This is a genomic window from Sphingobium indicum BiD32, from assembly GCF_000382885.1.
In the GTDB taxonomy this organism is placed as follows: domain Bacteria; phylum Pseudomonadota; class Alphaproteobacteria; order Sphingomonadales; family Sphingomonadaceae; genus Sphingobium; species Sphingobium japonicum_C.
In genome coordinates this window covers 1-26,992 of record NZ_CAVK010000195.1, presented here as the reverse complement: position 1 = coordinate 26,992, position 26,992 = coordinate 1, and the positions used below count along the sequence as shown (strand labels likewise).

Genomic DNA, 26,992 nt, shown 5'->3' with positions numbered 1-26,992 from the left:
GTTCATGGCGAAATTCCGCACTATCACGTCATTGCCACCGCTGGCATAGCTGGCGTCGAAGGAGCATGATTCTTGCCCAAGCCTCTCGTCCTGCACCCTGATCGCCTGTTCCCGGCCGACCCGCGCACCCGCGACATCGCCCGCGCGCTCTATGCCAGCGTCAGGGATCTGCCGATCGTCTCGCCCCATGGCCATACCGATCCGCGCTGGTTCGCCTATGACGAGCCCTTCGCCAATCCGGCGGAGTTGCTGATCGTGCCGGACCATTATGTGTTCCGCATGTTGTTCAGCCAGGGCGTCCGGCTGGAGGAACTGGGCGTGCCGACCGTCGATGGCAGTCCGACCGCCAGCGACCCGCGCGCCATCTGGCATATTTTCGCCGCCAACTATCATCTCTTCCGTGGCACGCCGTCGCGCATGTGGCTCGACTGGGTCTTTGCCGAAGCATTCGGCATCGACGTGCGGCTGGAGGCGGAGACCGCCGACCATTATTACGACATTATCGACGCTGCGCTCAAAACCCCGGAATTCCGCCCGCGCGCGCTGTTCGATCGCTATAATATCGAAGTCATCGCCACGACCGAAGGCCCGCTCGACCCGCTCGACCATCACCGCGCGATCCGCGCCAGCGATTGGAGCGGCAAGGTCGTCACCGCCTATCGCCCCGACCCGGTGCTGGACCCGGATGATCCCAAGTTCATCGCCAATGTGCAGCTTTTCTGTGCCATGGCGGGCGAAGATGCGGGCAGTTTCGCCGGCTATCTCCGCGCCCATGAAAAGCGCCGCGCCGACTTCCGCGCAGCCGGCGCGAGCTCGACCGACCATGGCCACCCGTCCGCCTTCACCGCCAATCTGCCGCGCTCGGAGATTGAGGCGCTCTATGCCAAAGTCACCAGCGGCCCGGTCAGTGCTGCGGAGGCGGAACTGTTCCGGGGCCATATGCTGACCGAAATGGCGCGCATGTCGATCGCGGACGGCATGGTGATGCAACTCCATCCCGGCGTCCATCGCAACCACAACGCCGCCGTGCTGGCGCGCTTTGGCAAGGACAAGGGCGCCGACATTCCTACCGCCGGGGAGTTTGTGAAGGCGCTCAAGCCTCTGCTCGACCTTTACGGCACAGACCCGCGCCTGACGCTCATCCTCTTCACCCTGGACGAGGATGTCTATTCGCGCGAACTCGCCCCGCTGGCGGGCCATTATCCCGCTCTCAAGCTAGGCCCGCCCTGGTGGTTCCATGACAGCCCCGAAGGGATGCGCCGCTTTCGCGAACGCGCGACCGAGACCGGCGGCTTCTACAACACGGTCGGTTTCAACGACGACACCCGCGCTTTCCTGTCGATCCCGGCGCGCCATGACGTCGCCCGCCGCATGGATTGCGGCTGGCTGGCGCAACTGGTGGTGGAACATCGCATGGAAGAGGATGAAGCCTTCGACGTCGCCCGCGCACTGGCCTATGATCTCGTCAAGCAGGCATACAGGCTGTGAGCCGCCTATCGAGCAAAACGCTCGCTGATCTGCCCGCCGACGTCATCCGCCCCGGCTATGACCGCGCGCGGGTAAAGGCAGGGGTCGTGCATCTCGGCATCGGCGCCTTCCATCGGGCGCATCAGGCGGTGATATTCGACGATGCTCTCAATGCAGGCGACCTGCGCTGGGGCATCATCGCAGCCTCGCTCCGTTCGCCGTCCGTGCATGACCAGATGGTCCCGCAGGATGGACTATACACCATGCTGGTCCGCGATGGCGGGTCCGAGCAGGCGCGCGTCATCGGCGCGGTGCAGGCCGTCATTGTCGCGCCGCAAGACCCCCAGGCGCTCGTCGCTGCACTGGCGTCGCCCGACACCCACATCGTCACCCTGACCATTACCGAGAAGGGCTATAAGCTCGACCCGGCGACCGGCGCGCTGATCGAAGATGATCCCCAACTCGCCGCCGATCTCGTCTCGCTCGACACCCCCCGGACCGCGCCCGGCTATCTCGTCGCAGCACTCGCCCGGCGCAGGGCGGCGGGGCTTGCGCCCTTCACCGCGATCAGCTGTGATAATCTCCCCCATAACGGCACAAGGCTGCGCAATGCCGTGCTGGCCCTTGCTGGCCGTCACGACGTCACCCTCGCCGACTGGATCGCCGAACGGGGCGCGTTCCCGCAAACCATGATCGATCGCATCGTGCCTGCGACCACACCCCAAGACATCGCCGCCCTGACCGCGCGTCTGGGTGTCGAGGATCAGGCGATGGTCAAGACCGAACCCTTCATCCAGTGGGTGATCGAGGATATTTTCTGCGGTCCGCGCCCGGATTTCGGCGCAGGCGTTCAGATCACCGCGGCCGTCGCCCCATGGGAGGAAGCCAAGCTGCGCCTGCTCAACGGCGCGCATAGCGGCATCGCCTATCTGGGCGGCCTCGCGGCGATCGACCATGTCCATGAAGTCCTCGCCTTGCCCGAAGCGCGCATCTTCGTCGAGGCGCTTTGGGACGAAGCGGAAACCACCCTCTCACCCCCGCCGGAACTCGACGTGGCCGCCTATCGCCGCGAATTGATGGCCCGTTTCGACAATCCGACGCTGCGCCACCGTACCCGTCAGATCGCGATGGACGGTTCGCAAAAATTGCCCCAGCGCCTCCTCGCCACCATCGCCGCGCGGCTGAATGCGGGGCAGGGGATCGACGCGCTCACCCTGGCGGTTGCCGGCTGGGTCCGCTGGCAGGCGGGGCAGGATGATCTGGGCCAGCCGCATGTCGTGGACGATCCGCTGGCTGCGCCAATCGCCGCAACGCTAGGCACGGCAACCACGACGCAGCAGCGGGTCGCCGCCATCCTCGCCTTCGACGCGGTCGTCCCGCCTGCTCTGGACGATAGTGCACAGTTCCGCGACGCGCTGACGCGCTGGCTGACTATCCTTGAAAATGATGGTGCCCGCGCCGCGCTGGCCAGCTTCCGACCAGACTGAAATCGCCTATTTCCGCCTGCCGCCTGCCTCCAGCACCGTTTCCATCGCCACGAAGGTCGATGTGCTGGCGACATGCGGCAGGCTGGAAATCTTCTCGCCCAGCACCGTGCGATAGCGTCTGATGTCGGCTGTCCGCACCTTGAGCAGATAGTCGAAACTGCTCGCGATCATGTGACATTCCTCGACTTCGGGGATGCGCCGCACGGCATCGTTGAATTCGGCCAGCGCGCTCTCTCGCGTGTCGGACAGCTTGACCTCGGCAAAGGCGACATGGTCCATCCCCAGCTTGGCTGGATCGACCATTGCTCGAAATCCCCGGATCACGCCGCTTTCCTGCAACCGCCGCAGCCGCATCTGGCAGGGCGTCTTGGACAGCCCGACCGCGACGGCCAGATCAGTGACGGTCATCCGCCCATCCTCGACCAGAGCGGCGATGATCTTGCGGTCGAATTCATCCAAATCGACTATTTTTGGCAATTTATCCATGCCTCTTGCCTAACCCACGCCCATTAATAAGTCATCATATGGATAGAATGCCGTTTGAAAAGGCGGATCGACCTTCTCAAATAGGCTAGTCTGCACCCCATGACTGCTCAGCCCCCCTTCGCCGCCTTCGCTCCTGCCATCCGCGCGCAATCCCCCCTGCGGCAGGCGATCACCGCCGCCTATCGCCGGGACGAGGTAGAGGCGCTTGCCCCCCTGATCGTCGCCGCCACGCTGCCCGAAGCGACCCGCGCCGCCGCGCACGACACCGCCCGCACCCTCGTCACGGCGCTCCGCGCCAACCACAAGGGCAGCGGCGTCGAGGGGCTGGTGCAGGAATATGCCCTTTCCAGTCAGGAGGGCGTCGCGTTGATGTGCCTGGCCGAAGCCTTGCTGCGCATCCCCGATGCGGCGACCCGCGACGCGCTGATCCGGGACAAGATCGCCGACGGCGACTGGGGATCGCATCTGGGCACCGACAAGTCGCTGTTCGTCAACGCCGCCACCTGGGGTCTGGTCGTCACGGGCAAGCTGGTCGGCAGCGTGGACGATCGCGGCCTTGGCGCAGCGCTTGCCCGCCTCGTCGCCCGCGCGGGCGAGCCGGTGATCCGGCGCGGGGTTGATCTTGCCATGCGGATGATGGGGGAACAGTTCGTCACCGGCGAAACCATCAGGGAAGCGCTCAAGCGCGCCAAGGTCATGGAGGCAAAGGGCTTCGCCTATAGCTATGACATGCTCGGCGAAGCGGCGACCACCGCCGCCGACGCCGCGCGCTATTATGCCGATTATGAACAGGCGATCCACGCCATCGGCAAGGCAGCGTCGGGGCGCGGCATCTATGCCGGGCCGGGCATTTCGATCAAGCTGTCCGCCCTCCATCCTCGCTACGCTCGTGCGCAGGCCGACCGGGTTATGGCCGAACTGCTGCCCCGCGTGCAGCAACTTGCCGCCCTCGCCAGACGCTATAATATCGGCTTCAACATCGACGCGGAGGAGGCCGATCGGCTCGAACTCTCGCTCGACCTGCTCGAAAGCCTTGCGCTGCATCCCGCGCTGATGGATTGGAACGGTCTTGGCTTTGTCGTGCAGGGCTATGGCAAGCGCTGCCCCTTCGTCATCGACTGGATCGTCGATCTCGCCCGCCGCGCCGACCGGCGGATCATGGTGCGGCTGGTCAAGGGAGCCTATTGGGACGCGGAAATCAAGCGCGCGCAGGTCGATGGCCTGACCGGCTTCCCGGTCTATACCCGCAAGCTTCACACCGACATCGCCTATATCGCCTGCGCCCGCAAACTGCTCGCCGCGCCCGACGCGGTGTTCCCGCAATTTGCCACCCATAATGCCCAGACGCTGGCCACCATCTACCAGATGGCCGGCCCGGATTTCAGCGTCGGCGCCTATGAATTTCAGTGCCTCCACGGCATGGGCGAACCGCTCTATGAACAGGTGGTGGGCAGCGGCAAACTTGACCGTCCCTGCCGCATCTACGCGCCGGTCGGCACGCATGAAACCTTGCTCGCCTATCTCGTCCGCCGCCTGCTGGAAAATGGCGCGAACAGCAGCTTCGTCAACCGCATTGCCGACCCCGCCGTGTCGGTCGAAGAGATGATCGCCGACCCGGTGGACATGGTCCAGGCTATGCCGCACCCCGGCGCGCATCATGATCTGATCGCGCTGCCCGCCAATCTCTACCCCGATCGCCGCAACGCCGCTGGCCTCGACCTGAGCGACGAAACCACCCTCGCCAGCCTGACAGAGGCGCTCCAGCACAGCGCCACGCTTGACTGGACTGCCGCGCCAGCAGGCGAGGCAGGGGAAGCACGCGCCGTCCGCAACCCCGCCGACCATCGCGACATCGTCGGCACCGTGATCGACGCCACCCCCGACGAAGCGCAGGCCGCCGCCGTCCGCGCCGCCGCTTTCCCATGGTCCACAACCTCCGTAGCCGACCGCGCCGCCGCGCTCGAACGAGCGGCGGATGCGATGCAGGATCGGATGCCCATCCTGCTCGGCCTCATCGTCCGCGAGGCGGGCAAATCCATCCCCAACGCCATCGCCGAAGTGCGCGAGGCGATCGACTTCCTGCGCTATTATGCCGCCCAAGCCCGCACCCGCTTCGGCCCGCAGCAGCAGGCGCTGGGCGTCGTTACCTGCATCAGCCCGTGGAACTTCCCGCTCGCCATCTTTACCGGGCAGGTCGCCGCTGCGCTGGTCGCGGGCAATGTCGTCCTCGCCAAACCTGCCGAGGAAACCCCGCTGATCGCTGCCGAAGCCGTCCGCCTGCTCCACGCAGCGGGCGTCCCGGCAGATGCGCTGCATCTGATCACTGGCGACGGCAGCATCGGCGCAACCCTCGTTGCCGCGCCGCAGACTGCCGCCGTCATGTTCACCGGCTCCACGGACGTCGCCCGCCTGATCCAGCGCCAGCTTGCCACCCGCCTGTCGCCCAGCGGCCACCCCATCCCCCTGATCGCCGAAACCGGCGGCCAGAATGCGATGATCGTGGACAGCAGCGCGCTGGCCGAACAGGTCGTCGCCGATGTCATCGCGTCCGCCTTCGACAGTGCAGGCCAACGCTGCTCGGCGCTGCGCGTCCTGTGCCTGCAAGAGGAAGTCGCCGATCGCACCCTGACCATGCTCAAGGGCGCATTGGCCGAACTGCGCATCGGCCGCACCGACGCGCTCAAGGTCGATATCGGCCCGGTCATCACCGCAGAGGCCCGCGACGGTATCACTGCCCATATCGACGCGATGCGCGCGCTGGGCCGCAAGGTGGAGCAGCAGCCGCTTCCGCCTGAAACCAAATATGGCACCTTCGTCGCGCCGACCATCATCGAAATCGACAGCCTGACCGATCTCGACCGCGAGATTTTCGGCCCCGTCCTCCATGTCCTGCGATTCAAGCGGGAAAAACTCGACGCTTTGGTCGATGCGATCAACGCCACCGGCTATGGCCTGACCTTCGGCCTCCACACGCGCCTCGACGAAACCATCGCGCGGGTCACCTCGCGCGTGAAGGTCGGCAATATCTATGTGAACCGCAACGTCATCGGCGCGATCGTCGGGGTCCAGCCCTTTGGCGGCTGTGGCCTGTCCGGCACCGGTCCCAAGGCTGGCGGCCCGCTCTATCTCGGCCGTCTCACCACCACGCCGCCGGTCAGTGCCGAACGGGTCAGCCCGTTGCAATCCCCGCTCCACAGCTTCGCCGACTGGCTGGATGCGCAGGGGGAGGGGGATGCCGCCGCCCACGTCCGCCGCACCGGGGACAGGTCCGCGCTGGGGCTGGAACGCACGCTGCCCGGTCCGGTGGGCGAACGCAATCTCTACACGCTCCACCCGCGCGGCCCGATGCTGCTGCGCCCCGCGACCCGCGCCGGCCTGTTCCGCCAGATGGCCGCGATCCTCGCCACCGGCAATGACGCGCTGGTGCAGGGCATGGCGCTGCCGCCCGACCTGCCTGCGGACGTTGCCGCCCGCTTCGCCATTCCCGCGGACACGCCCATAGCGGCCGTGCTGGTCGACGGTGAGCCGGACATAGTCGCTGCCACGGTGCAGGCCGTCGCCGACTGGCCGGGCCGCATCGTCCCGGTCCATGCGCCGGGACCGGACGGCTATGGCCTCGACTGGTTGCTGGAGGAAGTCTCCACCTCCATCAACACGACGGCAGCGGGCGGCAATGCCAGCCTGATGATGATCGGCTGAACGCGGTTCGCTATGTCGGCTTCACTGTCGCCAAAATGGCCTCAGGCCAGTTTCAGGATCATCTTGCCGTCATTGCTGCCATCAAACAGCCGCATGAAGGCGGGATAGGCGCGGTCGATCCCGTCCTCGATATGCTCGTCGAACAGCAGCTTGCCCTGCGCGATCAGCGCGGCGATGGCGCGGCTGCCTTCGGGGAAGCGATCGACAAATTCGGTCAGCAGATAGCCGCGCATCGTCGCGGTCTTGACGATCAGCTGCCAGATGTTGCGCGCGCCTTGCGGGTCGCCATTATATTCGGCAATCAGCCCGCACAGGATGATCTGCGCCTGGGTGTTGATATGCAGCAGCGCCGCGTCGAGGCAGGTGCCGCCGACATTCTCATAGACATGGTCGATCCCCTGCGGACAGGCCGCGCCAATGTCCGCCGCCAGCGCAGCGACATCCTTGCCGCGATAGTCGATCGCCGCGTCGAAACCATAATGGTCGATCAGCCTGGCGCATTTCGCCGCGCCGCCCGCGATGCCGACCACCCGCGCGCCCTGCAATTTCGCCAACTGTCCGACCATCGATCCGACTGCGCCCGCCGCGCCGCTGACCAGCAAAGTCTGGCCCGCCCTGGGCTTCATAATCTCGCTCACCCCGAACCAGGCGGTCAGCCCGACCGCACCCATGGCGGAGAGATAGCTGGTCACTGACGGCGCCAGCATCACGTCGATCGGATGCATGAAATCATCCGGCGTCACGACGCTATATTGTTCGATCCGGTTCAGCCCCATCACCCAGTCGCCCGGTGCAAAGCGATCGACATGGCTTGCCTCCACCGTGCCGATGGTCGACGCCCGCACAGCGTCGCCCAGCGCCACCGGCGGCAAATAGCTTGGCGTGTCGTCCAGCCAGCCCCGAATGGCCGGGTCGAGCGAGGCATAATGGTTGCGGATGACGATCTGGCCGGGGCCGGGCACGGGCAGGGGGCTGTCCTCCAGCCGGAAATCGCTCTCCTGCGGCAGCCCGTCGGGCCGCGCCGCCAGTATGAAACGGCGGTTCATGATGGCACTCATTGACCCGGTCCTTGCCAGAGATGATGGACAGGATCATCCGCCCCCTGCGCGCCGCGCAACGGATAGGGCGCGCGCAGCACATCGTCCGGTCCGCCTGAAGGCTGATGGATCGCCCAGTCGCTGACATAGCGGCGCTCACTGAATTTCCACACGCCGCCCCGGCGCGCGAACCGGTCGAGATAGCGCCCGCCCGACAGCATCTGCACCGACCGGTCGGTTTCGCTGCGCGGCGTAGCCACTCCGAACACATAGGATTCGCCGACTGCATCGTCGCCATCGACCCGGAACCACTGATTGGTCATCATATGCGCCGTCTGGTGGAAGGCGGACTGGACGATGGCGCAGATTTCCACGGCAAAGTCCGATCCACTGCCATTGAACACACCGCTTTCGACGACACTGTCATCGTGAAAGATCGACCGGAGCAGCGCGACGTCCGCACGATCCACCCCCCGGCAATAAGCCATGGTCAGCTCGGCAAGCTGCTGCTTGGCGATCAGAAGCTCGACTGCGCTCGCCTCAGTCATGGATGCCGCACAGATCGTTCAGCCGCTCATGAAACATCTGCACCCGCTTTTCCTGCCCTGCCAGCATACCGCCCGTATAGCCCCGCGAATGTAGCCCCTGCTGCTGGCCGATCGCCACGCTCATATCCTGATCGGCGACATCGCCCAGCGTCTTGGTCCCGAATATGATCGTCTCGCGCTCGACCTGTTCAAACGGCGTTGGTCCCATCGGCCCGAACACGACATCGCTGTCGGGGATTTCATGCGCCATGAACCAATGGTCGAAAATGCAGCGTTCCGGGTCGGTCGGGTGCGGCTCCGACCGCAGCAACTGGAACCCGTCCGGCCACATGGTCAGGGTGATGTTGGGGAACAGCGTGTAGTGATGATAGTCGATAATCTCGCTGTCACCCATCCCGGCATAATGGGCATAGCCCTTCGCCGCGCCCAATTTGCGCTTCTGCGCCAATATGGCGTCGCGGGCCTGGCTGGCGCGGCCCTCGAAATCCTTGGGGTCCAGCTCCCAATATTCCAGCGCCTGCGCCAGCGGCATTTCCAATATATCGGCGGTCGGATAGCGGCCCGATGGCTTCAACCCGCGCATCACCATGCAATTATGGCCTTCGGGGTTCATCTCGAAGATGGTTCCGTCCAGCGCATCGTCGATCGACCCGGCAATTTGCGGGTGGAGCGTGGGCAGATGATAGCTTTCGTTGAAATTGTCGCGGATGATCTTCCAGTTGCACGGCACGTCGGACTTGAGCGCCATCACCCGCGTCATCGCGCCCATCTGCCATTGCTCCAGCTGGACCCCGGCAGCGCCCAGCCACGCGCTTAAAGGGGCGACGTCGCGATCCATGCTGAACCACACGAAGCCGCCCCACACCGTGCAGGGAATTTCCTCCAGCTTCACCTTGCCGCAGGGCGAACCGCCGGGAAAATCATCCGGGTCCTGCACATGGGCCAGCGTGCCGTCCGGCGCATATTTCCAGCCATGATAGCCGCAGGTCAGCAGCGGCGCGCCACCCACTTCGGTCCAGGCCAAGCGGTATCCGCGGTGCTTGCAGGCATTGTAAAAGGCTTTGACCGATCCATCCTCCTGACAGAGCATCACGATCGATTCCCGCCCGATCGCATGGGTCAGGAAATCGCCCGCTTCCTCCAGGTCGGCCGCCATGCCGCCAATATGCCAGGTCCGGGTCCAGACATGCTGCCATTCCGCATCGGCCCAGCGCTGCGCATAATAGCGTTCGCCGGTAATGCGGTCGCCGCGCACGGGCGGATCATAGTCCGCGATTCTGCGACCCAGGAAAGATTCCACCGTCATGACATGCCTCTCGCTTATTATTTGAACGATCGACTAAATATATCGGAGCGGCTTGTCGCCTGTCAATTCGTCGGGCATAGGTCTGGAATGGGCGGAAATACGTTAAAACTAGCGGAAACGTCAGGTGCCGAAACGGGCGCAAAAGCCTCGCCAAAGCCCGACCGCCGCCGCGCGCCGGAGACGGCGGCCCGTATTCTCGACGCCGCCGAGTCGCTCTTTTCGCAGCGGGGTTTCTACGGCGTTTCGCTGCGTGACATCGCGACTGAGGCGGGGGTTCAGGTCGCGCTGACCCATTATCATTTCGGGTCGAAGGATGATCTGTTCCGCGCCGTGATCGATCGCCGGGCCGACGAACATGCCGACGGCATGGCCCAGACGCTGGCGCAGGCCGTGACGCTGGCTGGCAGCCGGACCGACCGCCGCCGCGCCATCATCCGCGCCTTCATCACCCCCATTGTCGATCGCTCGATGCGCGGCGGGCCGGGCTGGAAAAATTATATCCGGCTGATGGCGCTGGTCGCCAACCTGCCGCAGGGGGAGGCTTTCGTCTCTCCCTTCCGCCAGCATTTCGACGATCTGATCGCCGCCTATGTCCACGCGCTTCACGCTCTTCACCCGGAAATGGACGAAGGCGACGTTCATTGGTGCTTCTTCTTCTTTCAGGCGATGACCACGCATATATTGGTCGAAAGCGGGATGCTCGACCGGCAATCGGGCGGGCGTTTCAGCTCCAGCGATCTGGACGCCATGGTCGACCGGCTGGTCGATTTCGTCGCGGCGGGCTTTACCGGGCTGGGCGCGGGCGGCGACTGAATGCGCGGGCCTAGCACAAAGCCGAGTTGGCCCCTGGCCATAGTCCCGTCATCCAGGCAATAGTGAACCGGTGTTGAGGGAGGATGATATGGCGCGTCTGCAAGGCAAGACGGCATTGGTGGTGGGCGCGGCTGGCAAGGATAATATGGGCCAGACCATCGCCCGCCGCTTCGCGGCCGAAGGCGCGCGGGTCGCCATTGCCGGGCGCAAGGTGGACGCCATGGTGCCGCTGGCCGATGAGATTGGCGGCGTGGCTATCGCTGGCGACATGACCGATCGCGCCAGCATCTTTGCCATGGTCGACGCCGCCGAACAGGCGTTGGGTGGCATCGACATTGCCGTCAACGCCACCGGCTGGGGTCTGCTCAAACCCTTCCTCGACACGACGCAGGACGATCTGGACGCCATGTACGCGCTGCAACTGCGCGGACCGTTCCAGCTGGCGCAGGCGCTGATCCCGGCGATGGAGCGGCGCGGCGGCGGATCGATCATCCAGATCAGCTCCGCCACCGCGACGATCATGTTCCACGATCATGCCGCCTATATGGCGACCAAGGCCGGGACCGATCATATGCTCCGCACCGTCGCCAATGAATTTGGCCATCTGGGCATCCGCGCCAACAGCGTGTCGCCGGGCATCACCGAAACCCCGATGACGGCGGATGCGGCCGCCGTGCCCGGCCTGATGGAGGCGTTCAGAAAGGGCTATCCGCTGGGGCGCTACGGCACGTCGGACGATATTGCGGCCAGTTGCGTGTTTTTGGCCAGCGACGAATGTTTCATGACCGGCCAGAATCTCCAGGTGAGTGGCGGCCTGACCCTGCGCGCCAATCCGGGCAAGGCCGACATAGAAGCATCGGTCGCCGCCGCCATGGCAGCGGGGTGAGGTGCAACCCGAAACGCCGCCGCTGCAATAACGGGCCTCAGCGCGCCGTGCCGGACTGCACCATCGTCACGTCGCCATTGGCCGCATAGGCGGCGGTCGCCTCGGCCTTCGCTGTCTGCGGGTCTTTGCCGTCGAGGATCGCGGCGATCTGGCGTGGGCTGGGGACGCGGTCATAGACGCCATAAAGGTCGGTCTGCCCGACCATATGGATCGACAGCTTGTAGCCCTTGCCCTGCGCCGCCGGATCGAACGCCAGCACCGTGCCGCTGTCATCCACCGGCACGATGATCGCGCCATCGCTACGCCCGGCCTGCTGGAGCATGTCATAGCGCCCCTCGGCGGTGGTTACCGTGCCGCGTATGCACAGCGCATCCTTGCCCTCGCGCGGGATGCGGACATCCTGCGGGGGGGCGGGGGTGGTATCGTCCTTGGTCAGACGCGCGTCGCGTATATCGGCGGCGGGGCATGAATCGAACCTGGCAGGCCCGGTCGCGTGCAGCGATGCCGGATCGTCCAGCGTCAGTCCCGCCAACATCCCGTCCAGCCCGGCCAGCACCTCTGTGCGACGTTCGGTCGGTCCGGTCACGCGGATCTTGACGATCCATCGCCCGGCATGGACGAAGCCCGCCGCCGTCGTCAGTGCGCCATCGGCGGCATCGTCATAAACCGCACGGATCGCGCTGTCGGCCTTGCCCGCCACCGGGGCGCTGGCATAGGCGGTGCGCCGCGTGCGCGATCCGAACCGCTCCATGATCGCCTTGTCGGTCATATAGGCGGCCAGCGAGGCATCGGCATAGGTCGGCAGATAGACGTAGAGCGTCGCCTGGATCGCGCCATCCTCGGACAGATATTGCGCATAATTGTCCACCGCGCGACCGCCATTGGAGGCTTCGCCGCTCTTGGTCAGTGACAGGCTGGCGATCGTCTGCGGCAGGCTGATCCCCGCCGTGGTGGCGCGGATGGCGGTGTCGGTCGGCGACCATGCTTCCATCTCGTCCGCCGCGCGCGCCAGTGAAGGCACGGCCAGGCAAAGGGCGGCTGAAAACATGATGAGGGCGCGCTTGGGCATTGGCATCCTTCCCCGGATTCAGACCGTCTTGGCGCGGTCTTGAATTGTTAAGGAAAGGCTACAGACAATGCGCGTGCGCGCAAGCGCCTTTTACGTCGCGGGCGGGATTTGCGCCGGATATTGAGGCAGGTCGGGGTCATGCAGCGCCCAAGGCGGGGCGGCCTGCGTCCAGATCACCGCCTGCGGCCCGATCAGCCCCGGATCATCCAGCGCACCGGCCCGGATGATGGTCTGATGCGGGCGCGATTCGGCCATGCTGAAAATCGGCGTGCCGCATTGCGGGCAAAAGCCCCGCCGCATCGCATTGCCGCTGTCGGCGATGCTGGCGTGCCAGCGGACTTCGCCCGTCGTCGTTACGGCTTCGGTCGGAAAGATGACATTCACCGTGCCCGATCCCGCGCCCAGATATTGGCACAGGCGGCACCAGCATTGGCGCGCCACGATCGGTTCCGCATCGATCAATATGCGGACGGCGCCGCACAGGCATCCGGCCTCATGCGCCATCGTCAGCGCCCCTGCCGCCGCGCCATGAAGGCCAGCCGCTCGAACATCATGACATCCTGCTCATTTTTGAGCAGCGCGCCATGCAGCGGCGGGATCGCCTTGGTCGGATCGCTATTCTGGAGAACGTCGAGCGGCATGTCCTCATTGAGCAGCAGCTTGAGCCAGTCGAGCAACTCGCTGGTGCTGGGCTTTTTCTTCAGGCCCGGCACGTCCCGAATATCGTAGAAAATATCCATCGCCTTGCTGACCAGGATTTTCTGGATGCCGGGGAAATGCACGTCGACAATGGCCTGCATCGTCTCACGGTCGGGGAATTTGATATAGTGGAAGAAGCAGCGGCGCAGGAAGGCGTCGGGCAATTCCTTCTCATTATTCGACGTGATGATGACGATCGGTCGGTCCTTCGCGGCGATCGTCTCGCCGGTTTCATAGACATGGAACGCCATGCGATCGAGTTCCTGCAACAGGTCGTTGGGGAATTCGATGTCGGCCTTGTCAATCTCGTCGATCAGCAGCACGGGCAGGGTGGGAGAGGTGAAGGCCTCCCACAGCTTGCCCTTGCGGATATAATTGGAAATGTCGTGGACGCGCTCATCGCCCAGCTGCCCGTCGCGCAAACGGGCGACGGCGTCATATTCATAAAGCCCCTGATGCGCCTTGGTCGTGGACTTGACGTTCCATTCGATCAGCGGCGCGCCCAGCGCGGTCGCAATCTCCTGCGCCAGCACGGTCTTGCCGGTCCCCGGCTCCCCCTTCACCAGCAGAGGGCGGCGCAGCAACACGGCGGCATTGACCGCGACCTTCAGGTCGTCGGTCGCGACATAATCCTGGGTGCCTTCAAAACGCATAATATCCCGCCCGTTTGCCAATCTTGGCAACCGGACTAGGCAAAGCCACGCGCTGGCGCAAGTCGCGCTGGCGTTATTGCAGAGGGGTCAGAGCTGGCGTGCGCGCACATCGGCGCGGGCGGAAAGCAAATCCCACAGGCCGCGATGCTGGTTCAGCAATTGGCGCGCGCCAAACTGGATCGCCCGGTCAACCACGTCATCGCCGCCGATCGCACGCGCGACCTCCAGCGTGGCGGCGCGGTCGGGCAGGGTGCAGCGATGCGGCTCCAGCCCTGCGCGGATCGCCGCCATGTCCAGGATATGGCGCACCGCGCGCCAGTCCAGCACCAGCGCCATCGCCGCGCCCATGGCGCAGCCGCGCCGGTCGGACTGGGCCAGCATGTCGAGCGCATGGCGTTGCTGGCCGACGGTGGTTTCGCAATCGGCCTGGCCCGCCGTGCTGGGGGCGGGGCCGACAGCGACCGAAACCTGGGTCAGATAGGCGCGCTCGGTGGCAAAGGAATCGGCGGCCTCGATCAACCATGCACGGGCGGCATTGTCGGCTGATCGTGTGGCGGCATGATCAATCACACCGGGATGGCGGCCGTGGAGCAGACAGAGATAATATGCGCCGTCGGCCAGATCGCCCAGCGACAACAGGGAATCGCGCGCCACACTGGCACCCGCCCGATTGGCATAGGCATGGGCCGCCGTGCCATCGGCGGCGACCAGCGCCTCCAATATCCGCGATATGTCGCCAAATTGATAGCGTGGTGCCGCTTCGCTCATATGCCATTCCCTATCAGCCCCGATCCGCCAGCGGGGATTTGACGGTCAAGCTACGGGAACGGGGTAAAGGAGCGGTTTACGGACGAGAAAAAAGGCGATCGTCTTCCTTGCAAGTCCAGCACCGGAAATCCTCCCCTGTAAGGAGAGGGGGACCGTCGGCGTAGCCGATGGTGGAGGGGTGTCACCCTCTCGATAGCATGACACCCCTCCGTCCGGCCTGCGGCCCGACACCTCCCCTTGCAGGGGAGGATGAGCTTTGTTCATCATGCCGATATCGGGTTTGCAAAGGATATGATCGCCATAAAAAAGGGCGGCCTGTGCGGGCCGCCCTTTGAAAATCGCCGATAAGCAGCAGCTTACTGGTCGAGGAAGCTGCGCATCTTGCGGCTGCGGCTCGGATGCTTGAGCTTGCGCAGTGCCTTCGCCTCGATCTGGCGGATACGTTCGCGGGTCACGCTGAACTGCTGGCCCACTTCCTCCAGCGTGTGATCGGTGTTCATGCCGATGCCAAAGCGCATCCGCAGCACGCGCTCCTCGCGCGGCGTCAGCGACGCCAGCACGCGGGTGACGGTTTCCTTGAGGTTCGCCTGAATCGCCGCATCCACCGGGATGATCGCATTCTTGTCCTCGATGAAATCGCCCAGATGACTGTCCTCCTCGTCGCCGATCGGCGTTTCGAGGGAGATCGGCTCCTTGGCGATCTTCATCACCTTGCGCACCTTCTCCAGCGGCATGGAGAGGCGTTCGGCCATCTCCTCCGGGGTCGGTTCGCGGCCCTGCTCGTGCAGGAACTGGCGGCTGGTGCGCACCAGCTTGTTGATCGTCTCGATCATATGGACCGGGATACGAATGGTCCGCGCCTGATCGGCGATCGATCGGGTGATCGCCTGCCGGATCCACCAGGTCGCATAGGTGCTGAACTTGTAGCCGCGGCGATACTCGAACTTGTCGACCGCCTTCATCAGGCCGATATTGCCTTCCTGAATAAGATCAAGGAATTGCAGGCCACGGTTCGTATATTTTTTAGCGATGGAGATGACCAGACGCAGGTTCGCCTCGACCATTTCCTTCTTGGCGATCCGTGCCTCGCGCTCGCCCTTCTGCACCATGTTGACGATGCGGCGGAACTCGCTGAGCGACATGCCGGTCGCCTGCGCGATTTCGCTGACTTCGGTGCGGATACGTTCCACCGCGCGCCCTTCGGCAGCGACGAAGGCGGTCCATTTCTTGTCCAGCCCGGCAACCCGGTCCATCCAGCCATCGTCCAGCTCATGATTCACATAGCGGTCAAGGAAGTCCTTGCGCGGCACCTTGTGGCGCTCGGCCAGACGCAGCATCTGCCCGCCCAGCGCGGTCAGGCGCCGGTTATAGGCATAGAGCTGATCGACCAGATATTCGATCTTCTGCTGATGGAACTGAACGCTCTCGACCTGCGCGGTCAGGCTTTCGCGCAGCTCATGATAGCTGTCCTCTTCGGCCTGGCTCAGCATGTCACCATTGCCCATGGCCAACATGCGCGCGGACTGAATGCTTGAAAAGGCGCGGAAAATCTCGGTGATGGTCGCAAACTTCTCCAGCGCCATCGGCTTGAGAGTCTCTTCCATCTGGGCGAGGGAGAGGGTGTTGTCCTCTTCCTCTTCCTCTTCGACCCGACGGGTGCGGCGTTCGCCCGAACCATCCTCATCCTCGTCGGCGTCGGCGGATTCCTCTTCAGGCTCCTCCTCTTCCTTGAAGCTGGGACCGGCGGTCTTTTCGCTTATCTCGCCATCATCATCCTCGGCGCCTTCCTCCAGGCTCTCCGGGGCAGGGTCTTTCGACAGCATCGCGTCGAGATCGAGGATCTCGCGCAACTGCATTTCGCCATTGTTGAGCGCGGTCGACCATTCGATGATCGCGTTGAAGGTCGTCGGGCTTTCGCACAGGCCCAAAATCATCGTGTCGCGGCCAGCCTCGATCCGCTTGGCGATGGCGATTTCGCCTTCACGGCTGAGCAGTTCCACCGCGCCCATTTCGCGCAGATACATGCGAACGGGATCGTCGGTACGATCGACCGTTTCCTTCTTCTTCTCGGTGATCAGCCGGGGTGAGCCGTCATCGTCCTCCGCCGTTTCATTGGCGTCGTCATTATCATCCTCGCGCTGCTGGTCCTCACCATCATCGCTGGCTTCTTCATTTTCGACGATGTTGACGCCCATGTCATTGAGCGCGGACATCACGTCCTCGATCTGTTCGGAGGACATCTGGTCCTGCGGCAGGGCATTGTTCAGCTCGTCATAGGTGATGTAGCCGCGCTTTTTGGCACGGGCGAGCAGCTTCTTGACCGAGGCTTCGTTGAGGTCGAGCAGGGGGGCATCGCCGCCTTCATCCCCGCCATCGCCCGCACCCGCACTTTTGCTGTTCGCCTTGGTCGCCATTTATTCGCCTTAACTCCGCCGCTCCCTCTTGCGGGAGCGATCATTCAAACCCTTCGTTCCATGCCGGAACGATCATGTCACTCAATGTCGTCGGACTGCGCCAGTTCCGCCAGGCGGCTTTCATGGTCCATTTTCAGTCGATGGACCCGTTGCTGCTCGGCATAGCTTTCCTCGTTGAGGTCATCCCTCGCCCGTCTCGTCGCCTCCGCCAGCGCAGCTTCCAGTTCCGGTCCCTGCGCCATCACCCCGATTGCCTCCTCCAGATCGCGCGTTACGCGATCGGCGTCGGCTGTCATCCTGTGGGGGGTGAATGTGAACGTGTCGGCCCGAAGCATCCCCTTCGCCATATTATACACTTCACCTGGCCCCAATATGGTAAGGAGGCCATCAGTTTCAACTGTTTCTTTGCGAAAGGAAGCAGCAATCATCGCCGCGAGCAACTGACCCAGCGCACGATCGGCCACATGCAGGCTTGCCAGCGTCTCGCGGTGGCGGACAATCTGGTCCGGGTGGCGCAGCAAACTGGCCAGAATCGCGCGCAGCAGCCGCTGTTCCATGCCCGTCGCGCCGATCGCCCGCGCTTCCTGCCCGACCGGGGCGATGGGCGGCTTCCAGTTGCCTTTCTTGTCACGCTGCCATCGCGCGGCATTGCTGTTGCCCTGCCCGCGCGGTGCGTTGTTGAAGGCGGGGCGGGCAAAGAACAGCGCGTCATAGCGTTCGCGAAAGGCGTGGGCATAATGCGCGCGCACGTCGGGATGGCCGATCGCCTCGGTAATCGCGGCCAGCCTTTGCTTGAGCGCGGCCTTCTGCTCCGGCGTGTCGAGCGGCGCGACCGTCTGTTCATGGCTCCACAGCCGATCGACCAGTGGTTGTGCAGCGTTCAGCACCGCGTCCATCGCCGCTGGCCCTTCGGCGCGGATCAGGTCGTCAGGGTCTTTCCCCACAGGCAGCGTCGCAAAGGCCAGGCTATGGCCGGGGCGCAGCAGGGGCAGGGCGCGCATCGCGGCGCGGATCGCTGCCTTCTGCCCCGCCGAATCGCCATCGAAACACAGGATCGGCACCTCGACCATCTTCCACAATCGTTCGATCTGATGCTCGGTCAGTGCCGTGCCCAGCGGCGCGACCGCATCGCCAAAGCCCGCCTGCGCCAGCGCGATCACGTCCATATAGCCTTCGACCACGATCACCCGGCCCGTATTGCGGCTGGCGGGGGAGGCGCGGTCGATATTGTAGAGCGTGCGCCCCTTGTCGAACAAGGGCGTGTCGGGGGAGTTCAGATATTTCGGCTCTCCTGCGCCCAATATCCGCCCGCCAAAGGCGATCACTCGCCCGCGAATGTCACGGATCGGCAGCATCAACCGCCCACGAAAACGGTCATAGGTGTCGCGTTCTCCGTCTGGGTTTATCAGGAGACCCGCCTCGACCAGCATCGGCTCGCCAAACTCCTTGAGCGCGCCTTTCAACCTTCCGCGCCCATCGGGCGAATAGCCAAAGCCGAACGCCCGCCGCGTCGCATCGCTGATCCCGCGCTTGCCCAGATAAGCCCGCGCGTCCGCGCCCTCGATCCCGCCCAGCTGCTCCTCGAAAAAGCCCTGCGCCGCCGCCATAGCATCATGCAGCCCCTTGGCCGCCTCCGCCCGCTGCGCCGCGCGCGGATCGGGCGCGGGCACATCCATCCCCGCCGCCTGCGCCAGTTCCTCGACCGCCTCCATGAAGGGCAGGCCGCGCTGATCGGTCATCCACCGGATCGCATCGCCATGCGCCCCGCAACCGAAGCAGTGGTAAAAACCCTTCTCGTCGTTGATCGTGAAGCTGGGCGTTTTCTCATTATGGAACGGGCAGCAGGCCTTATACTCGCGGCCCGCCTTTTGCACCTTCACGGTACGCCCGATCAGCGTCGACAGCGACGTGCGCGCACGCAATTCGTCGAGAAAGGCGGGGGTCAGCGACATCTAAAGCCCATGCCTCCCCTCCCGCTTGCGGGAGGGGTCGGGGGAGGGCATGTCCGCCACGACGCGCATAATGTCCTTAATCACCCCGTCCAAATTGCCCAACACATCATTGTTCCAGAAACGAATGACGCGAAATCCCTGCGCCTCGATATAGCGCGTCCGCGCCGCATCGACGGCATCCTCATGCTGGCCACCATCAACCTCAATCACCAGACCAATGGATCGCGCCACGAAATCACAGATGAAGGGGCCGATGGGCACCTGGCGGTTGAAACGGATGCCGGACACTTTGCGCGCATTGATCGCCTGCCACAGCACGCGCTCGGCGTCCGTCGCATTGTTGCGCAGGTCGCGCGCTCTTGCGGTGGGGCGGGCATAGCCTTTGTCCATAGGGATCGAACATGCCCTCCCCTGACCCCTCCCGCAAGCGGGAGGGGGACTATCAGCGCCAGATCAACCCAGCGCCGCCTTCACCAGCGCGCTTGCCTTGCTCATGTCGATGACCTGGCCGTGCCGTTCCTTCAGCACCGCCATCACCTTGCCCATATCCTTCACGCTCGCCGCGCCGACCTCGGCCTTGATCCCTTCGATCGCCGCCTTCGTCTCGTCCTCGCTCAGCTGCTGCGGCAGGAAGCTTTCGATCACTTCCAGCTCGCTCTGTTCCTTCGCCGCCAGTTCGTCGCGCCCGCCGCTCCTGAACATCTCTATCGATTCGCGGCGCTGCTTGACCATTTTCTGCAGCACTTCGACCACCACCACATCGTCATCCGGCACGTTGCTGGCCACGCGCAATTCGATGTCGCGGTCCTTCAGCTTGGCCAGGATCAGGCGCACGGCGGCCAGGCGTTCTTTTTCGCCCGCCTTCATGGCTGTGATCTGGGCGCTCTTGATGGTATCGCGAATCATGGCGAAGCGAATCCTCTCATTGTCGGAAAGGAGCAGATATAGTGCCAAAAGAGATTTTTAACAGGCGTTGACCGCGACGCCGCACAGGCATAGGTGACCGGCCGTTTAACCCGCACCAGACGGGACCCCGCAAAAGCAAAAAAGGACCACCCGACCATGGCTGACGCCAAGACCCTCATTGTGCCCAAAGGAGCGACAGGGGTATTGGTTTTCGCCGATGGTTCCGCCGTGTTCGGCCGTGGGTTCGGCGCTGTGGGCGAAGCGGTAGGCGAACTCTGCTTCAACACCGCCATCACCGGCTATCAGGAAATCATGACCGACCCCAGCTATGCGGGCCAAGTCGTGACCTTCACCTTCCCCCATATCGGCAATGTCGGCACCAACGCGGACGATGTAGAGGCGGACACGCCCTTCGCGCTTGGCTGCGTCGTGCGGCAGGATGTGACCGAACCGAGCAATTTCCGCAACGTCCAGCCGTTCGACGAGTGGATGCGCGACCATGGCCGCATCGGCCTGTCGGGCGTCGACACCCGCGCGCTGACCCGCATGATCCGTGAAAAGGGCGCGCCCAACATCGTCATCGCCCATGATCCCGATGGCGCGTTCGACATCGCCGCGCTGGCGGCCAAGGCCGCCGCCTGGCCGGGTCTGGAGGGCATGGACCTCGCCATCGAAGTGACGGGCAAGGACAGCCGCCTGTGGGAAGGTGGACCATGGACGCTGGGCAAAGGATATAGCCTGAACGAAACCCAAATCCCGTTCGTGTCGAGCGAAGTCGAGACACCTGAAACTGGCTTCTCGACTGCGCTCGAAGCGAACGGAGATAGTTCAAGACCCCATGTCGTCGCGATCGATTATGGCGCAAAGAACAACATCTTCCGCAATCTCGTAAAGGCCGGCGCGCGCGTCACTGTGCTGCCTGCCACCGCTACCTTCGATCAGGTGTCGGCGCTTGGCCCCGACGGCGTGTTCCTCTCCAACGGTCCGGGCGATCCCGCCGCGACCGGCGCTTACGCCGTGCCGGTGATCCGGCAGGTGCTGGACGCGGACATTCCGGTATTCGGCATCTGCCTTGGCCACCAGTTGCTGGGCCTTGCCGTGGGCGCAAAGACCATCAAGATGCATCAGGGCCACAGAGGCGCGAACCATCCGGTCAAGCGACTGGAGGACGGGCTGGTCGAAATCACCAGCATGAACCACGGCTTCGCGGTCGATGCCGCCACGCTCCCCGCCAATGTGCGTTCGACCCACATCTCGCTGTTCGACGGCAGCAATTGCGGCATTGCCTTGACCGACAAAAACGCTTTCTCGGTCCAATATCACCCCGAAGCCTCGCCCGGCCCGCAGGACAGTTTCTACCTGTTCCAGCGCTTCGTCGATGGCCTCAAGAAAGCGGTGGCACCATGAGCATCAAGCTGCCCCCCGTCGATGAAGCGCGCCTCGCCGCCGAATGGGAAGCGGACCGCGAAGTCCTCGCCAACCTCGCCGCCAATGGCGACAAGGCGATGATCCCGCGCGCCGTGGACGTCAGCTTCAAGGGCAATGACAAGGATTTCGACCGCGTCCTGGAAATCGCCAGCCAGTTCGGCATGGTCGAACTGGACCGCGAAGAGGATGAGGATGGCGACCTGTTCCTGTTCCTCGAATGCGAACAGGCGGTGGACGAAGCCTCCATCCGCGCCCTGACTAAAAAATGCCTCCAGATCGAGATTTTGTGCGGCGTGGAATATGACGGTTGGGGGTGCGAAGCGCGGACGGGGGCGGTGCATTGAGCGAATTTAGGCAGGAATTTTGAAAGCGCGCACGAAAGGTCTGTTGTTGGCTTTCGGAGCAGTAGTCTGTTTTGCAGGCGCTGGTCTTGTGTTGCTCGATTCTGCGTTAGGTGTGGGGATGTGTGAAACGTCGATCTTCTCGTCGAACCATTCACCTGACGGCGAAATAATAGCTCGCGTTCAGATGACGGATTGCGGTGCCACTACGGGTTATTCGCGGGTCGTCATGCTGCAGAGCGGACGTTTCTGGAAAGGCGAATGCCGAGCGGTTGCGCTGGATGGTGAGCCGAACGTGACAATGAAATGGATGTCGGACGATATTTTGAAGATTGCTCATTCCGCCGCCAAAACTGACATCATCGGGGCAGAGAACCTCTGCTTCGGTCGTACAATTGAACTAGTGCAGGGATAACATGCCCAAAAGAACCGACATCTCCTCCATCCTCATCATCGGCGCTGGCCCGATCATCATCGGTCAGGCGTGCGAGTTCGATTATTCGGGCACGCAGGCGGTGAAGGCGCTCAAGGAAGAGGGCTATCGCATCATCCTGGTCAATTCCAACCCGGCCACGATCATGACCGACCCGGAATTTGCCGACGCCACCTATGTCGAGCCGATCACGCCCGAAATCGTGGCGAAGATCATCGAGAAGGAGCGGCCGGACGCGGTGCTGCCGACGATGGGCGGGCAGACCGCGCTCAACACGGCGCTGGCCCTGTTCAATGACGGCACGCTGGAGAAGTACGGTGTGCAGATGATCGGCGCAGACGCCGAAGCCATCGACAAGGCGGAGGACCGGATCAAGTTCCGCGACGCCATGGACAAGATTGGCCTCGAATCCGCCCGTTCGCGCATCGCCCACTCCATGGAGGAGGCGCTGGAGGCGCTGGAATTTACCGGCCTGCCGTCAATCATCCGCCCCAGCTTCACCATGGGCGGCACCGGCGGCGGCATTGCCTATAATCGCGACGAGTTCATGACCATCGTGCGCGGCGGGCTGGACGCATCGCCCACCACCGAAGTGCTGATCGAGGAATCGCTGCTCGGCTGGAAAGAATATGAGATGGAGGTGGTCCGCGACCGTGCGGACAATTGCATCATCATCTGCTCGATCGAAAATGTCGATCCGATGGGCGTCCATACCGGGGACAGCATCACTGTCGCGCCAGCGCTGACGCTGACCGACAAGGAATATCAGATCATGCGCAACGCATCCATTGCGGTGCTGCGTGAAATCGGCGTCGAAACAGGCGGTTCCAACGTACAGTTCGCGGTCAATCCCAAGGATGGCCGCCTGATCGTGATCGAGATGAACCCGCGCGTGTCGCGCTCGTCGGCGCTGGCGTCCAAAGCCACCGGCTTCCCGATTGCCAAGGTCGCGGCGAAGCTGGCCGTTGGTTATACGCTGGACGAAATCACCAACGACATCACCGGCGCGACGCCTGCGTCGTTTGAGCCGACCATCGACTATGTCGTGACCAAGATCCCGCGCTTCGCCTTTGAAAAGTTCAAGGGCGCAGAGCCTTTGCTCGGCACCGCGATGAAGTCCGTCGGCGAAGTCATGGCGATCGGCCGCAACATCCATGAATCGATGCAGAAGGCGCTGCGCGGTCTGGAAACCGGCCTGTGCGGTTTCAACGATGTCGATCATCTGGTCGGCGCGCCGAAGGATGACATTATCGCCGCCCTGTCGCAGCCCACGCCCGACCGGTTGCTGGTCGCGGCGCAGGCCTTGCGCGAAGGGCTGACCGTCGCGGAAATCCACGCCATCGCCAAGTTCGACCCCTGGTTCCTCGAACGGATCAAGGAAATTGTCGAGGCGGAAGGGGAAGTCCTCGAAAACGGCCTGCCGCGCGACACGGACGGGATGCGTCGCCTGAAATCCATGGGCTTTTCCGACAAGCGCCTGGCCTATCTCGCGCTCAAATCCGCCAATCTGCGCGGCATGGAGCGCGGCATCGCGCGCGGTTCCGGTCTGATCCACGAAGCGGTCAAGGCGATGACCGGCGGCGTGACCGAGGATGAAGTGCGCGCGCTGCGCCACAGGCTGGGTGTGCGCCCGGTGTTTAAGCGCATCGACACCTGCGCCGCCGAGTTCGAGGCGAAAACGCCCTATATGTATTCGACCTATGAAGCGCCGATCTTTGGCGAGGCGGAGAATGAATCCGCCCCGACCGACCGCGAAAAGGTCGTCATCCTTGGGGGCGGGCCGAACCGGATCGGGCAGGGGATCGAGTTCGACTATTGCTGCGTCCACGCCTGCTTCGCGCTGAGCGACGTCGGCTATGAAACGATCATGGTCAACTGCAACCCGGAAACCGTGTCCACCGACTATGACACGTCGGACCGCCTCTATTTCGAGCCGCTGACCGCTGAGGATGTGCTGGAAATCCTCGACATCGAAAAGTCGAACGGCACATTGAAGGGCGTCATCGTCCAGTTTGGCGGCCAGACTCCGCTGAAACTGGCGCAGGCGCTTGAGGATGCAGGCATCCCCATTTTGGGCACATCGCCCGACGCCATTGACCTCGCCGAAGATCGCGAGCGCTTCGCCGCGCTGATCGACAAGCTCAAGCTGCGCCAGCCCGACAATGGCATCGCCCGCAGCCGGGAGGAGGCGATCGCCGTCGCCAACCGCATCGGCTATCCCGTCCTCATGCGCCCTTCCTATGTTCTGGGTGGCCGGGCGATGGAGATTGTCGACGGGCAGGCGCAACTGGAAGAATATATCACCACCGCCGTGCTGGTATCGGGCGAATCGCCAGTCCTGATCGACCAATATCTGCGCGACGCGATCGAGGTCGATGTCGATGCGCTGTGCGATGGCGTCGATGTCGTCGTCGCGGGCGTGTTGCAGCATATCGAGGAAGCCGGCGTCCATTCGGGCGACAGCGCCTGCTCGCTGCCGCCCTACAGCCTGAGCGATGATATCATCGCGGAAATCGAACGGCAGACCGAAATATTGGCCCACGCCTTGTCGGTGCGCGGCCTGATGAACATCCAGTTCGCGGTCAAGGACGGCACTGTTTATCTGATCGAGGTCAACCCGCGCGCCAGCCGCACCGTCCCCTTCGTCGCCAAGGCGATCGGCACCCCCATCGCCAAGATCGCCGCGCGGGTGATGGCGGGCGAGATGCTGGAAAACCTGCCCGTGATCGATCGCAATGCGATCAAGCATGTTGCGGTCAAGGAAGCGGTATTCCCCTTCGGCCGCTTCCCCGGCGTCGATCCGGTCCTGTCACCGGAAATGAAAAGCACCGGCGAAGTCATGGGAATCGATAGCGATTTTGCAACCGCCTTTGCCAAGGCACAGATTGGTGCTGGTACCATATTGCCTACCAGCGGCACGGTGTTCATCTCGCTCAAGGACGGTGACAAGGCCGTGATCCTGCCTGCTGCCAAGAAGCTCGCCGCCATGGGCTTCCGCATCATCGCGACCGGCGGCACCGCCACTTATCTCGCCGACAATGGCATCGCGGTGGAAACGGTCAACAAGGTGGCGCAGGGCCGCCCGCACATTGTCGACCGCATCACCGACGGCGACGTCCAGCTGATTTTCAACACTACCGAAGGCTGGCAGTCCCTGAAAGACAGCAAGGCGATCCGCACATCTGCTCTAAGGGCGAAGATTGCCAGCTTCACCACCGCCGCCGCCAGCGTCGCCGCAGCCGATGCAATAGAGGCTTTACGGGACCATCCCCTTGAAGTGCGGTCGCTCCAGTCCTATTATCCCCTGTCGCAAGCCTGATCCCCTGCACAAGGACACATGCTGCGGGTGGCACCATGTTGGTCGCCGCCAAAGGGAAGTTTTGACGAAGGATTTGCATAATGGCGACCGTTGAGAAGATGCCGATGTTGCAGATGGGCTATGACAAGCTCATGACGCAGCTCCGCGAACTCAAGGCTGAACGGCCATTGATCGTTGACGCCATCGAAGAAGCGCGGGCGCATGGCGATCTGTCGGAAAATGCCGAATATCACGCGGCCAAGGAACGGCAGGGCCAGGTCGAAGCGACCATCTCCGATCTGGAGGACAAGCTGTCGCGGGCGCAGATCATCGATCCCAAGAGCCTGTCGGGCGACAAGATCGTGTTCGGCGCGACCGTGACCCTGCTCGACGAGGATGACAAGCCGGTCAAATATCAGATCGTGGGTCAGGCCGAAGCGGACGCCAAGCTCGGCATGATTTCCTATAACAGCCCGCTCGGCCGCGCGCTGATCGGTCGCACGGTGGGCGAGGATGTGGAAGTGTCGGTCCCGGCGGGCGACAAATTCTACCAGGTCGAAAAAATCGCCTTCATCTGACCGTGAAATTGCCCGCAGGCAGGATGACCAACGGGATTGCGGCGATCACTTTCGTCATATTCCTGCTGCTCCATTTCACCGGCCGCACTGATGAGGCCGCCATCATTGGCGGCTTCATTCCGGCGCGGATCACCGATCCGGCCCTGCTGGATGGCATGGCGGCGGTCCCGGTCTGGCTGACGCCGCTCAGTTGCGCGCTGATCCACGCAGGCTGGCTGCACATCGGCTTCAACCTGTTGATGCTGGTCTTTTGCGGGCGACAGGTCGAACAGGTGTTGGGGAAGGGCGGGACGCTCTGCCTCTATCTGGTGGGTGCCTATGGCGCCTGCGCCGCGCAATGGGCGATCGATCCCGGATCGACCAACCCCATGGTCGGTGCCAGCGGCGCGATCTCGGCGATCATGGCGACCTATGCCTTGCTCTACAGCCAGCAGACCGTGCGCCGTATCGGGCCGCTATCGGCCAATGTCGTGCGCCTGCTCTGGCTGGCAGCGGCGTGGATCGGGTTGCAATTGATGATCGGCATCGCGACCGCAGGCGGATTGGGCGACCTTGGCCAGATCGCCATTGCCGCGCATATTGGCGGCTTTCTGGCAGGGCTGGTGCTGACGCGCCCGCTGCTCCGCTGGCGTTTCCGCAAGCCGCCCCAGCCCCTCAATTAAAGTCGTAGTCGATCAGCTTCGTGTCGCTTCCAATCCTCCCCTTTAAGGGGAGGTGGCTGGCC

Annotated in this window: 23 protein-coding genes; 11 read left to right on the top strand and 12 right to left on the bottom strand. The window is 63.5% G+C overall.

Annotated features, from left to right (window positions below; translation table 11 throughout):
* The first annotated feature begins 72 nt into the window (after window positions 1-72).
* Both uxaC and EBBID32_RS18250 read left to right on the top strand, forming a co-directional pair.
* Window positions 73-1,488, top strand: coding sequence for a glucuronate isomerase (gene uxaC / locus EBBID32_RS18255; protein ID WP_006963321.1), 1,416 nt, complete (start codon window positions 73-75; stop codon window positions 1,486-1,488).
* Window positions 1,485-2,954: a mannitol dehydrogenase family protein gene (locus EBBID32_RS18250; RefSeq protein WP_006963319.1), complete on the top strand. Its 1,470-nt coding sequence runs from the start codon at window positions 1,485-1,487 to the stop codon at window positions 2,952-2,954. The genes uxaC and EBBID32_RS18250 overlap by 4 nt, the downstream gene beginning before the upstream one ends.
* 6 nt (window positions 2,955-2,960) lie before the next feature.
* Here EBBID32_RS18250 and EBBID32_RS18245 read toward each other — a convergent pair whose 3' ends face one another.
* The gene (locus tag EBBID32_RS18245; protein WP_006963317.1) at window positions 2,961-3,440 is read right to left on the bottom strand and encodes an Lrp/AsnC family transcriptional regulator; all 480 of its coding nucleotides are present in this window, start codon (window positions 3,438-3,440) and stop codon (window positions 2,961-2,963) included.
* Between the two features lie 99 nt (window positions 3,441-3,539).
* Between EBBID32_RS18245 and putA the strand changes: the two genes are divergently transcribed.
* Entirely contained in the window at window positions 3,540-7,139 is a 3,600-nt protein-coding gene (gene putA / locus EBBID32_RS18240; RefSeq protein WP_006963315.1) for a trifunctional transcriptional regulator/proline dehydrogenase/L-glutamate gamma-semialdehyde dehydrogenase, read from the top strand.
* Between the two features lie 41 nt (window positions 7,140-7,180).
* On the opposite strand, the gene EBBID32_RS18235 is transcribed toward putA, so the two are convergent.
* Genes EBBID32_RS18235 through EBBID32_RS18225 form a run of 3 tightly spaced genes read right to left on the bottom strand, consistent with a single transcriptional unit; the run spans window position 7,181 to window position 10,030 of the window.
* Window positions 7,181-8,185: an NADP-dependent oxidoreductase gene (locus EBBID32_RS18235; protein ID WP_037491746.1), complete on the bottom strand. Its 1,005-nt coding sequence runs from the start codon at window positions 8,183-8,185 to the stop codon at window positions 7,181-7,183.
* Window positions 8,186-8,193: 8 nt separating this feature from the next.
* Window positions 8,194-8,724, bottom strand: a complete 531-nt coding sequence (locus EBBID32_RS18230; protein ID WP_006963311.1) for a nuclear transport factor 2 family protein — start codon at window positions 8,722-8,724, stop codon at window positions 8,194-8,196.
* Window positions 8,717-10,030, bottom strand: a complete 1,314-nt coding sequence (locus EBBID32_RS18225; RefSeq protein WP_006963309.1) for an aromatic ring-hydroxylating oxygenase subunit alpha — start codon at window positions 10,028-10,030, stop codon at window positions 8,717-8,719. The genes EBBID32_RS18230 and EBBID32_RS18225 overlap by 8 nt, the downstream gene beginning before the upstream one ends.
* 87 nt (window positions 10,031-10,117) lie before the next feature.
* Between EBBID32_RS18225 and EBBID32_RS18220 the strand changes: the two genes are divergently transcribed.
* Together EBBID32_RS18220 and EBBID32_RS18215 are read left to right on the top strand one after the other, a co-directional pair.
* Window positions 10,118-10,843: a TetR/AcrR family transcriptional regulator gene (locus tag EBBID32_RS18220; RefSeq protein ID WP_006963307.1), complete on the top strand. Its 726-nt coding sequence runs from the start codon at window positions 10,118-10,120 to the stop codon at window positions 10,841-10,843.
* 88 nt (window positions 10,844-10,931) lie between these two features.
* Window positions 10,932-11,729 carry an SDR family NAD(P)-dependent oxidoreductase gene (locus tag EBBID32_RS18215; protein WP_006963305.1) on the top strand — a complete coding sequence of 266 codons (798 nt, stop codon included), beginning with the start codon at window positions 10,932-10,934 and terminating at the stop codon, window positions 11,727-11,729.
* 37 nt (window positions 11,730-11,766) lie between these two features.
* On the opposite strand, the gene EBBID32_RS18210 is transcribed toward EBBID32_RS18215, so the two are convergent.
* The 8 genes from EBBID32_RS18210 to EBBID32_RS18175 all read right to left on the bottom strand — a co-directional run bounded on the left by EBBID32_RS18210 (window position 11,767) and on the right by EBBID32_RS18175 (window position 20,190).
* Window positions 11,767-12,798: a hypothetical protein gene (locus EBBID32_RS18210; RefSeq protein ID WP_006963303.1), complete on the bottom strand. Its 1,032-nt coding sequence runs from the start codon at window positions 12,796-12,798 to the stop codon at window positions 11,767-11,769.
* 90 nt (window positions 12,799-12,888) lie between these two features.
* Window positions 12,889-13,302: a GFA family protein gene (locus tag EBBID32_RS18205; RefSeq protein WP_006963301.1), complete on the bottom strand. Its 414-nt coding sequence runs from the start codon at window positions 13,300-13,302 to the stop codon at window positions 12,889-12,891.
* 2 nt (window positions 13,303-13,304) lie between these two features.
* Complete coding sequence (locus EBBID32_RS18200; RefSeq protein ID WP_006963299.1) at window positions 13,305-14,150, bottom strand: AAA family ATPase; 846 nt, start codon at window positions 14,148-14,150, stop codon at window positions 13,305-13,307.
* An 87-nt stretch (window positions 14,151-14,237) separates the two neighbouring features.
* On the bottom strand, window positions 14,238-14,918 hold the full coding sequence (locus EBBID32_RS18195; RefSeq protein WP_006963297.1) for a DUF6975 family protein: 681 nt from the start codon (window positions 14,916-14,918) through the stop codon (window positions 14,238-14,240).
* A gap of 356 nt (window positions 14,919-15,274) precedes the next feature.
* Window positions 15,275-17,332 (bottom strand): RNA polymerase sigma factor RpoD, encoded by a 2,058-nt coding sequence (rpoD, locus tag EBBID32_RS18190; RefSeq protein ID WP_006963296.1) that lies wholly within the window; start codon window positions 17,330-17,332, stop codon window positions 15,275-15,277.
* A 77-nt stretch (window positions 17,333-17,409) separates the two neighbouring features.
* Entirely contained in the window at window positions 17,410-19,284 is a 1,875-nt protein-coding gene (gene dnaG, locus EBBID32_RS18185) for a DNA primase (protein ID WP_006963295.1), read from the bottom strand.
* Window positions 19,285-19,674: an endonuclease domain-containing protein gene (locus EBBID32_RS18180; protein ID WP_006963293.1), complete on the bottom strand. Its 390-nt coding sequence runs from the start codon at window positions 19,672-19,674 to the stop codon at window positions 19,285-19,287. It lies immediately after the preceding gene.
* Window positions 19,675-19,737: 63 nt separating this feature from the next.
* Window positions 19,738-20,190 (bottom strand): GatB/YqeY domain-containing protein, encoded by a 453-nt coding sequence (locus EBBID32_RS18175; RefSeq protein WP_006963292.1) that lies wholly within the window; start codon window positions 20,188-20,190, stop codon window positions 19,738-19,740.
* A gap of 156 nt (window positions 20,191-20,346) precedes the next feature.
* On the opposite strand from EBBID32_RS18175, the gene carA reads away from it, so the two are divergent.
* The 6 genes from carA (at window position 20,347) to EBBID32_RS18145 (ending at window position 26,930) form a co-directional block, all read left to right on the top strand.
* The gene (gene carA / locus EBBID32_RS18170) at window positions 20,347-21,597 is read left to right on the top strand and encodes a glutamine-hydrolyzing carbamoyl-phosphate synthase small subunit (protein ID WP_006963290.1); all 1,251 of its coding nucleotides are present in this window, start codon (window positions 20,347-20,349) and stop codon (window positions 21,595-21,597) included.
* Window positions 21,594-21,962, top strand: a complete 369-nt coding sequence (locus EBBID32_RS18165) for a ribonuclease E inhibitor RraB (RefSeq protein WP_006963288.1) — start codon at window positions 21,594-21,596, stop codon at window positions 21,960-21,962. Before carA ends, EBBID32_RS18165 begins: the two co-directional genes overlap by 4 nt.
* Window positions 21,963-21,981: 19 nt before the next feature.
* Window positions 21,982-22,374, top strand: a complete 393-nt coding sequence (locus tag EBBID32_RS18160) for a hypothetical protein (protein ID WP_156022612.1) — start codon at window positions 21,982-21,984, stop codon at window positions 22,372-22,374.
* A gap of 1 nt (window position 22,375) precedes the next feature.
* Window positions 22,376-25,711 carry a carbamoyl-phosphate synthase large subunit gene (gene carB, locus EBBID32_RS18155; protein ID WP_006963284.1) on the top strand — a complete coding sequence of 1,112 codons (3,336 nt, stop codon included), beginning with the start codon at window positions 22,376-22,378 and terminating at the stop codon, window positions 25,709-25,711.
* Between the two features lie 80 nt (window positions 25,712-25,791).
* Window positions 25,792-26,268, top strand: a complete 477-nt coding sequence (gene greA, locus EBBID32_RS18150) for a transcription elongation factor GreA (protein WP_006963282.1) — start codon at window positions 25,792-25,794, stop codon at window positions 26,266-26,268.
* A 23-nt stretch (window positions 26,269-26,291) separates the two neighbouring features.
* On the top strand, window positions 26,292-26,930 hold the full coding sequence (locus tag EBBID32_RS18145; protein ID WP_006963280.1) for a rhomboid family intramembrane serine protease: 639 nt from the start codon (window positions 26,292-26,294) through the stop codon (window positions 26,928-26,930).
* The last annotated feature ends 62 nt before the right edge of the window (window positions 26,931-26,992 follow it).

What these genes read in the sequence shown, in the direction of transcription:
- EBBID32_RS18245 (WP_006963317.1), bottom strand. Translation starts at nt 3,440, where the DNA reads ATGGATAAATTGCCAAAAATAGTCGATTTGGATGAATTCGACCGCAAG.
- putA (WP_006963315.1), top strand. Translation starts at nt 3,540, where the DNA reads ATGACTGCTCAGCCCCCCTTCGCCGCCTTCGCTCCTGCCATCCGCGCG.
- EBBID32_RS18235 (WP_037491746.1), bottom strand. Translation starts at nt 8,185, where the DNA reads ATGAACCGCCGTTTCATACTGGCGGCGCGGCCCGACGGGCTGCCGCAG.
- EBBID32_RS18230 (WP_006963311.1), bottom strand. Translation starts at nt 8,724, where the DNA reads ATGACTGAGGCGAGCGCAGTCGAGCTTCTGATCGCCAAGCAGCAGCTT.
- EBBID32_RS18225 (WP_006963309.1), bottom strand. Translation starts at nt 10,030, where the DNA reads ATGACGGTGGAATCTTTCCTGGGTCGCAGAATCGCGGACTATGATCCG.
- EBBID32_RS18220 (WP_006963307.1), top strand. Translation starts at nt 10,118, where the DNA reads ATGGGCGGAAATACGTTAAAACTAGCGGAAACGTCAGGTGCCGAAACG.
- EBBID32_RS18215 (WP_006963305.1), top strand. Translation starts at nt 10,932, where the DNA reads ATGGCGCGTCTGCAAGGCAAGACGGCATTGGTGGTGGGCGCGGCTGGC.
- EBBID32_RS18210 (WP_006963303.1), bottom strand. Translation starts at nt 12,798, where the DNA reads ATGCCCAAGCGCGCCCTCATCATGTTTTCAGCCGCCCTTTGCCTGGCC.
- EBBID32_RS18205 (WP_006963301.1), bottom strand. Translation starts at nt 13,302, where the DNA reads ATGGCGCATGAGGCCGGATGCCTGTGCGGCGCCGTCCGCATATTGATC.
- EBBID32_RS18200 (WP_006963299.1), bottom strand. Translation starts at nt 14,150, where the DNA reads ATGCGTTTTGAAGGCACCCAGGATTATGTCGCGACCGACGACCTGAAG.
- EBBID32_RS18195 (WP_006963297.1), bottom strand. Translation starts at nt 14,918, where the DNA reads ATGAGCGAAGCGGCACCACGCTATCAATTTGGCGACATATCGCGGATA.
- rpoD (WP_006963296.1), bottom strand. Translation starts at nt 17,332, where the DNA reads ATGGCGACCAAGGCGAACAGCAAAAGTGCGGGTGCGGGCGATGGCGGG.
- dnaG (WP_006963295.1), bottom strand. Translation starts at nt 19,284, where the DNA reads ATGTCGCTGACCCCCGCCTTTCTCGACGAATTGCGTGCGCGCACGTCG.
- EBBID32_RS18180 (WP_006963293.1), bottom strand. Translation starts at nt 19,674, where the DNA reads ATGGACAAAGGCTATGCCCGCCCCACCGCAAGAGCGCGCGACCTGCGC.
- EBBID32_RS18175 (WP_006963292.1), bottom strand. Translation starts at nt 20,190, where the DNA reads ATGATTCGCGATACCATCAAGAGCGCCCAGATCACAGCCATGAAGGCG.
- carA (WP_006963290.1), top strand. Translation starts at nt 20,347, where the DNA reads ATGGCTGACGCCAAGACCCTCATTGTGCCCAAAGGAGCGACAGGGGTA.
- EBBID32_RS18165 (WP_006963288.1), top strand. Translation starts at nt 21,594, where the DNA reads ATGAGCATCAAGCTGCCCCCCGTCGATGAAGCGCGCCTCGCCGCCGAA.
- carB (WP_006963284.1), top strand. Translation starts at nt 22,376, where the DNA reads ATGCCCAAAAGAACCGACATCTCCTCCATCCTCATCATCGGCGCTGGC.
- greA (WP_006963282.1), top strand. Translation starts at nt 25,792, where the DNA reads ATGGCGACCGTTGAGAAGATGCCGATGTTGCAGATGGGCTATGACAAG.
- EBBID32_RS18145 (WP_006963280.1), top strand. Translation starts at nt 26,292, where the DNA reads ATGACCAACGGGATTGCGGCGATCACTTTCGTCATATTCCTGCTGCTC.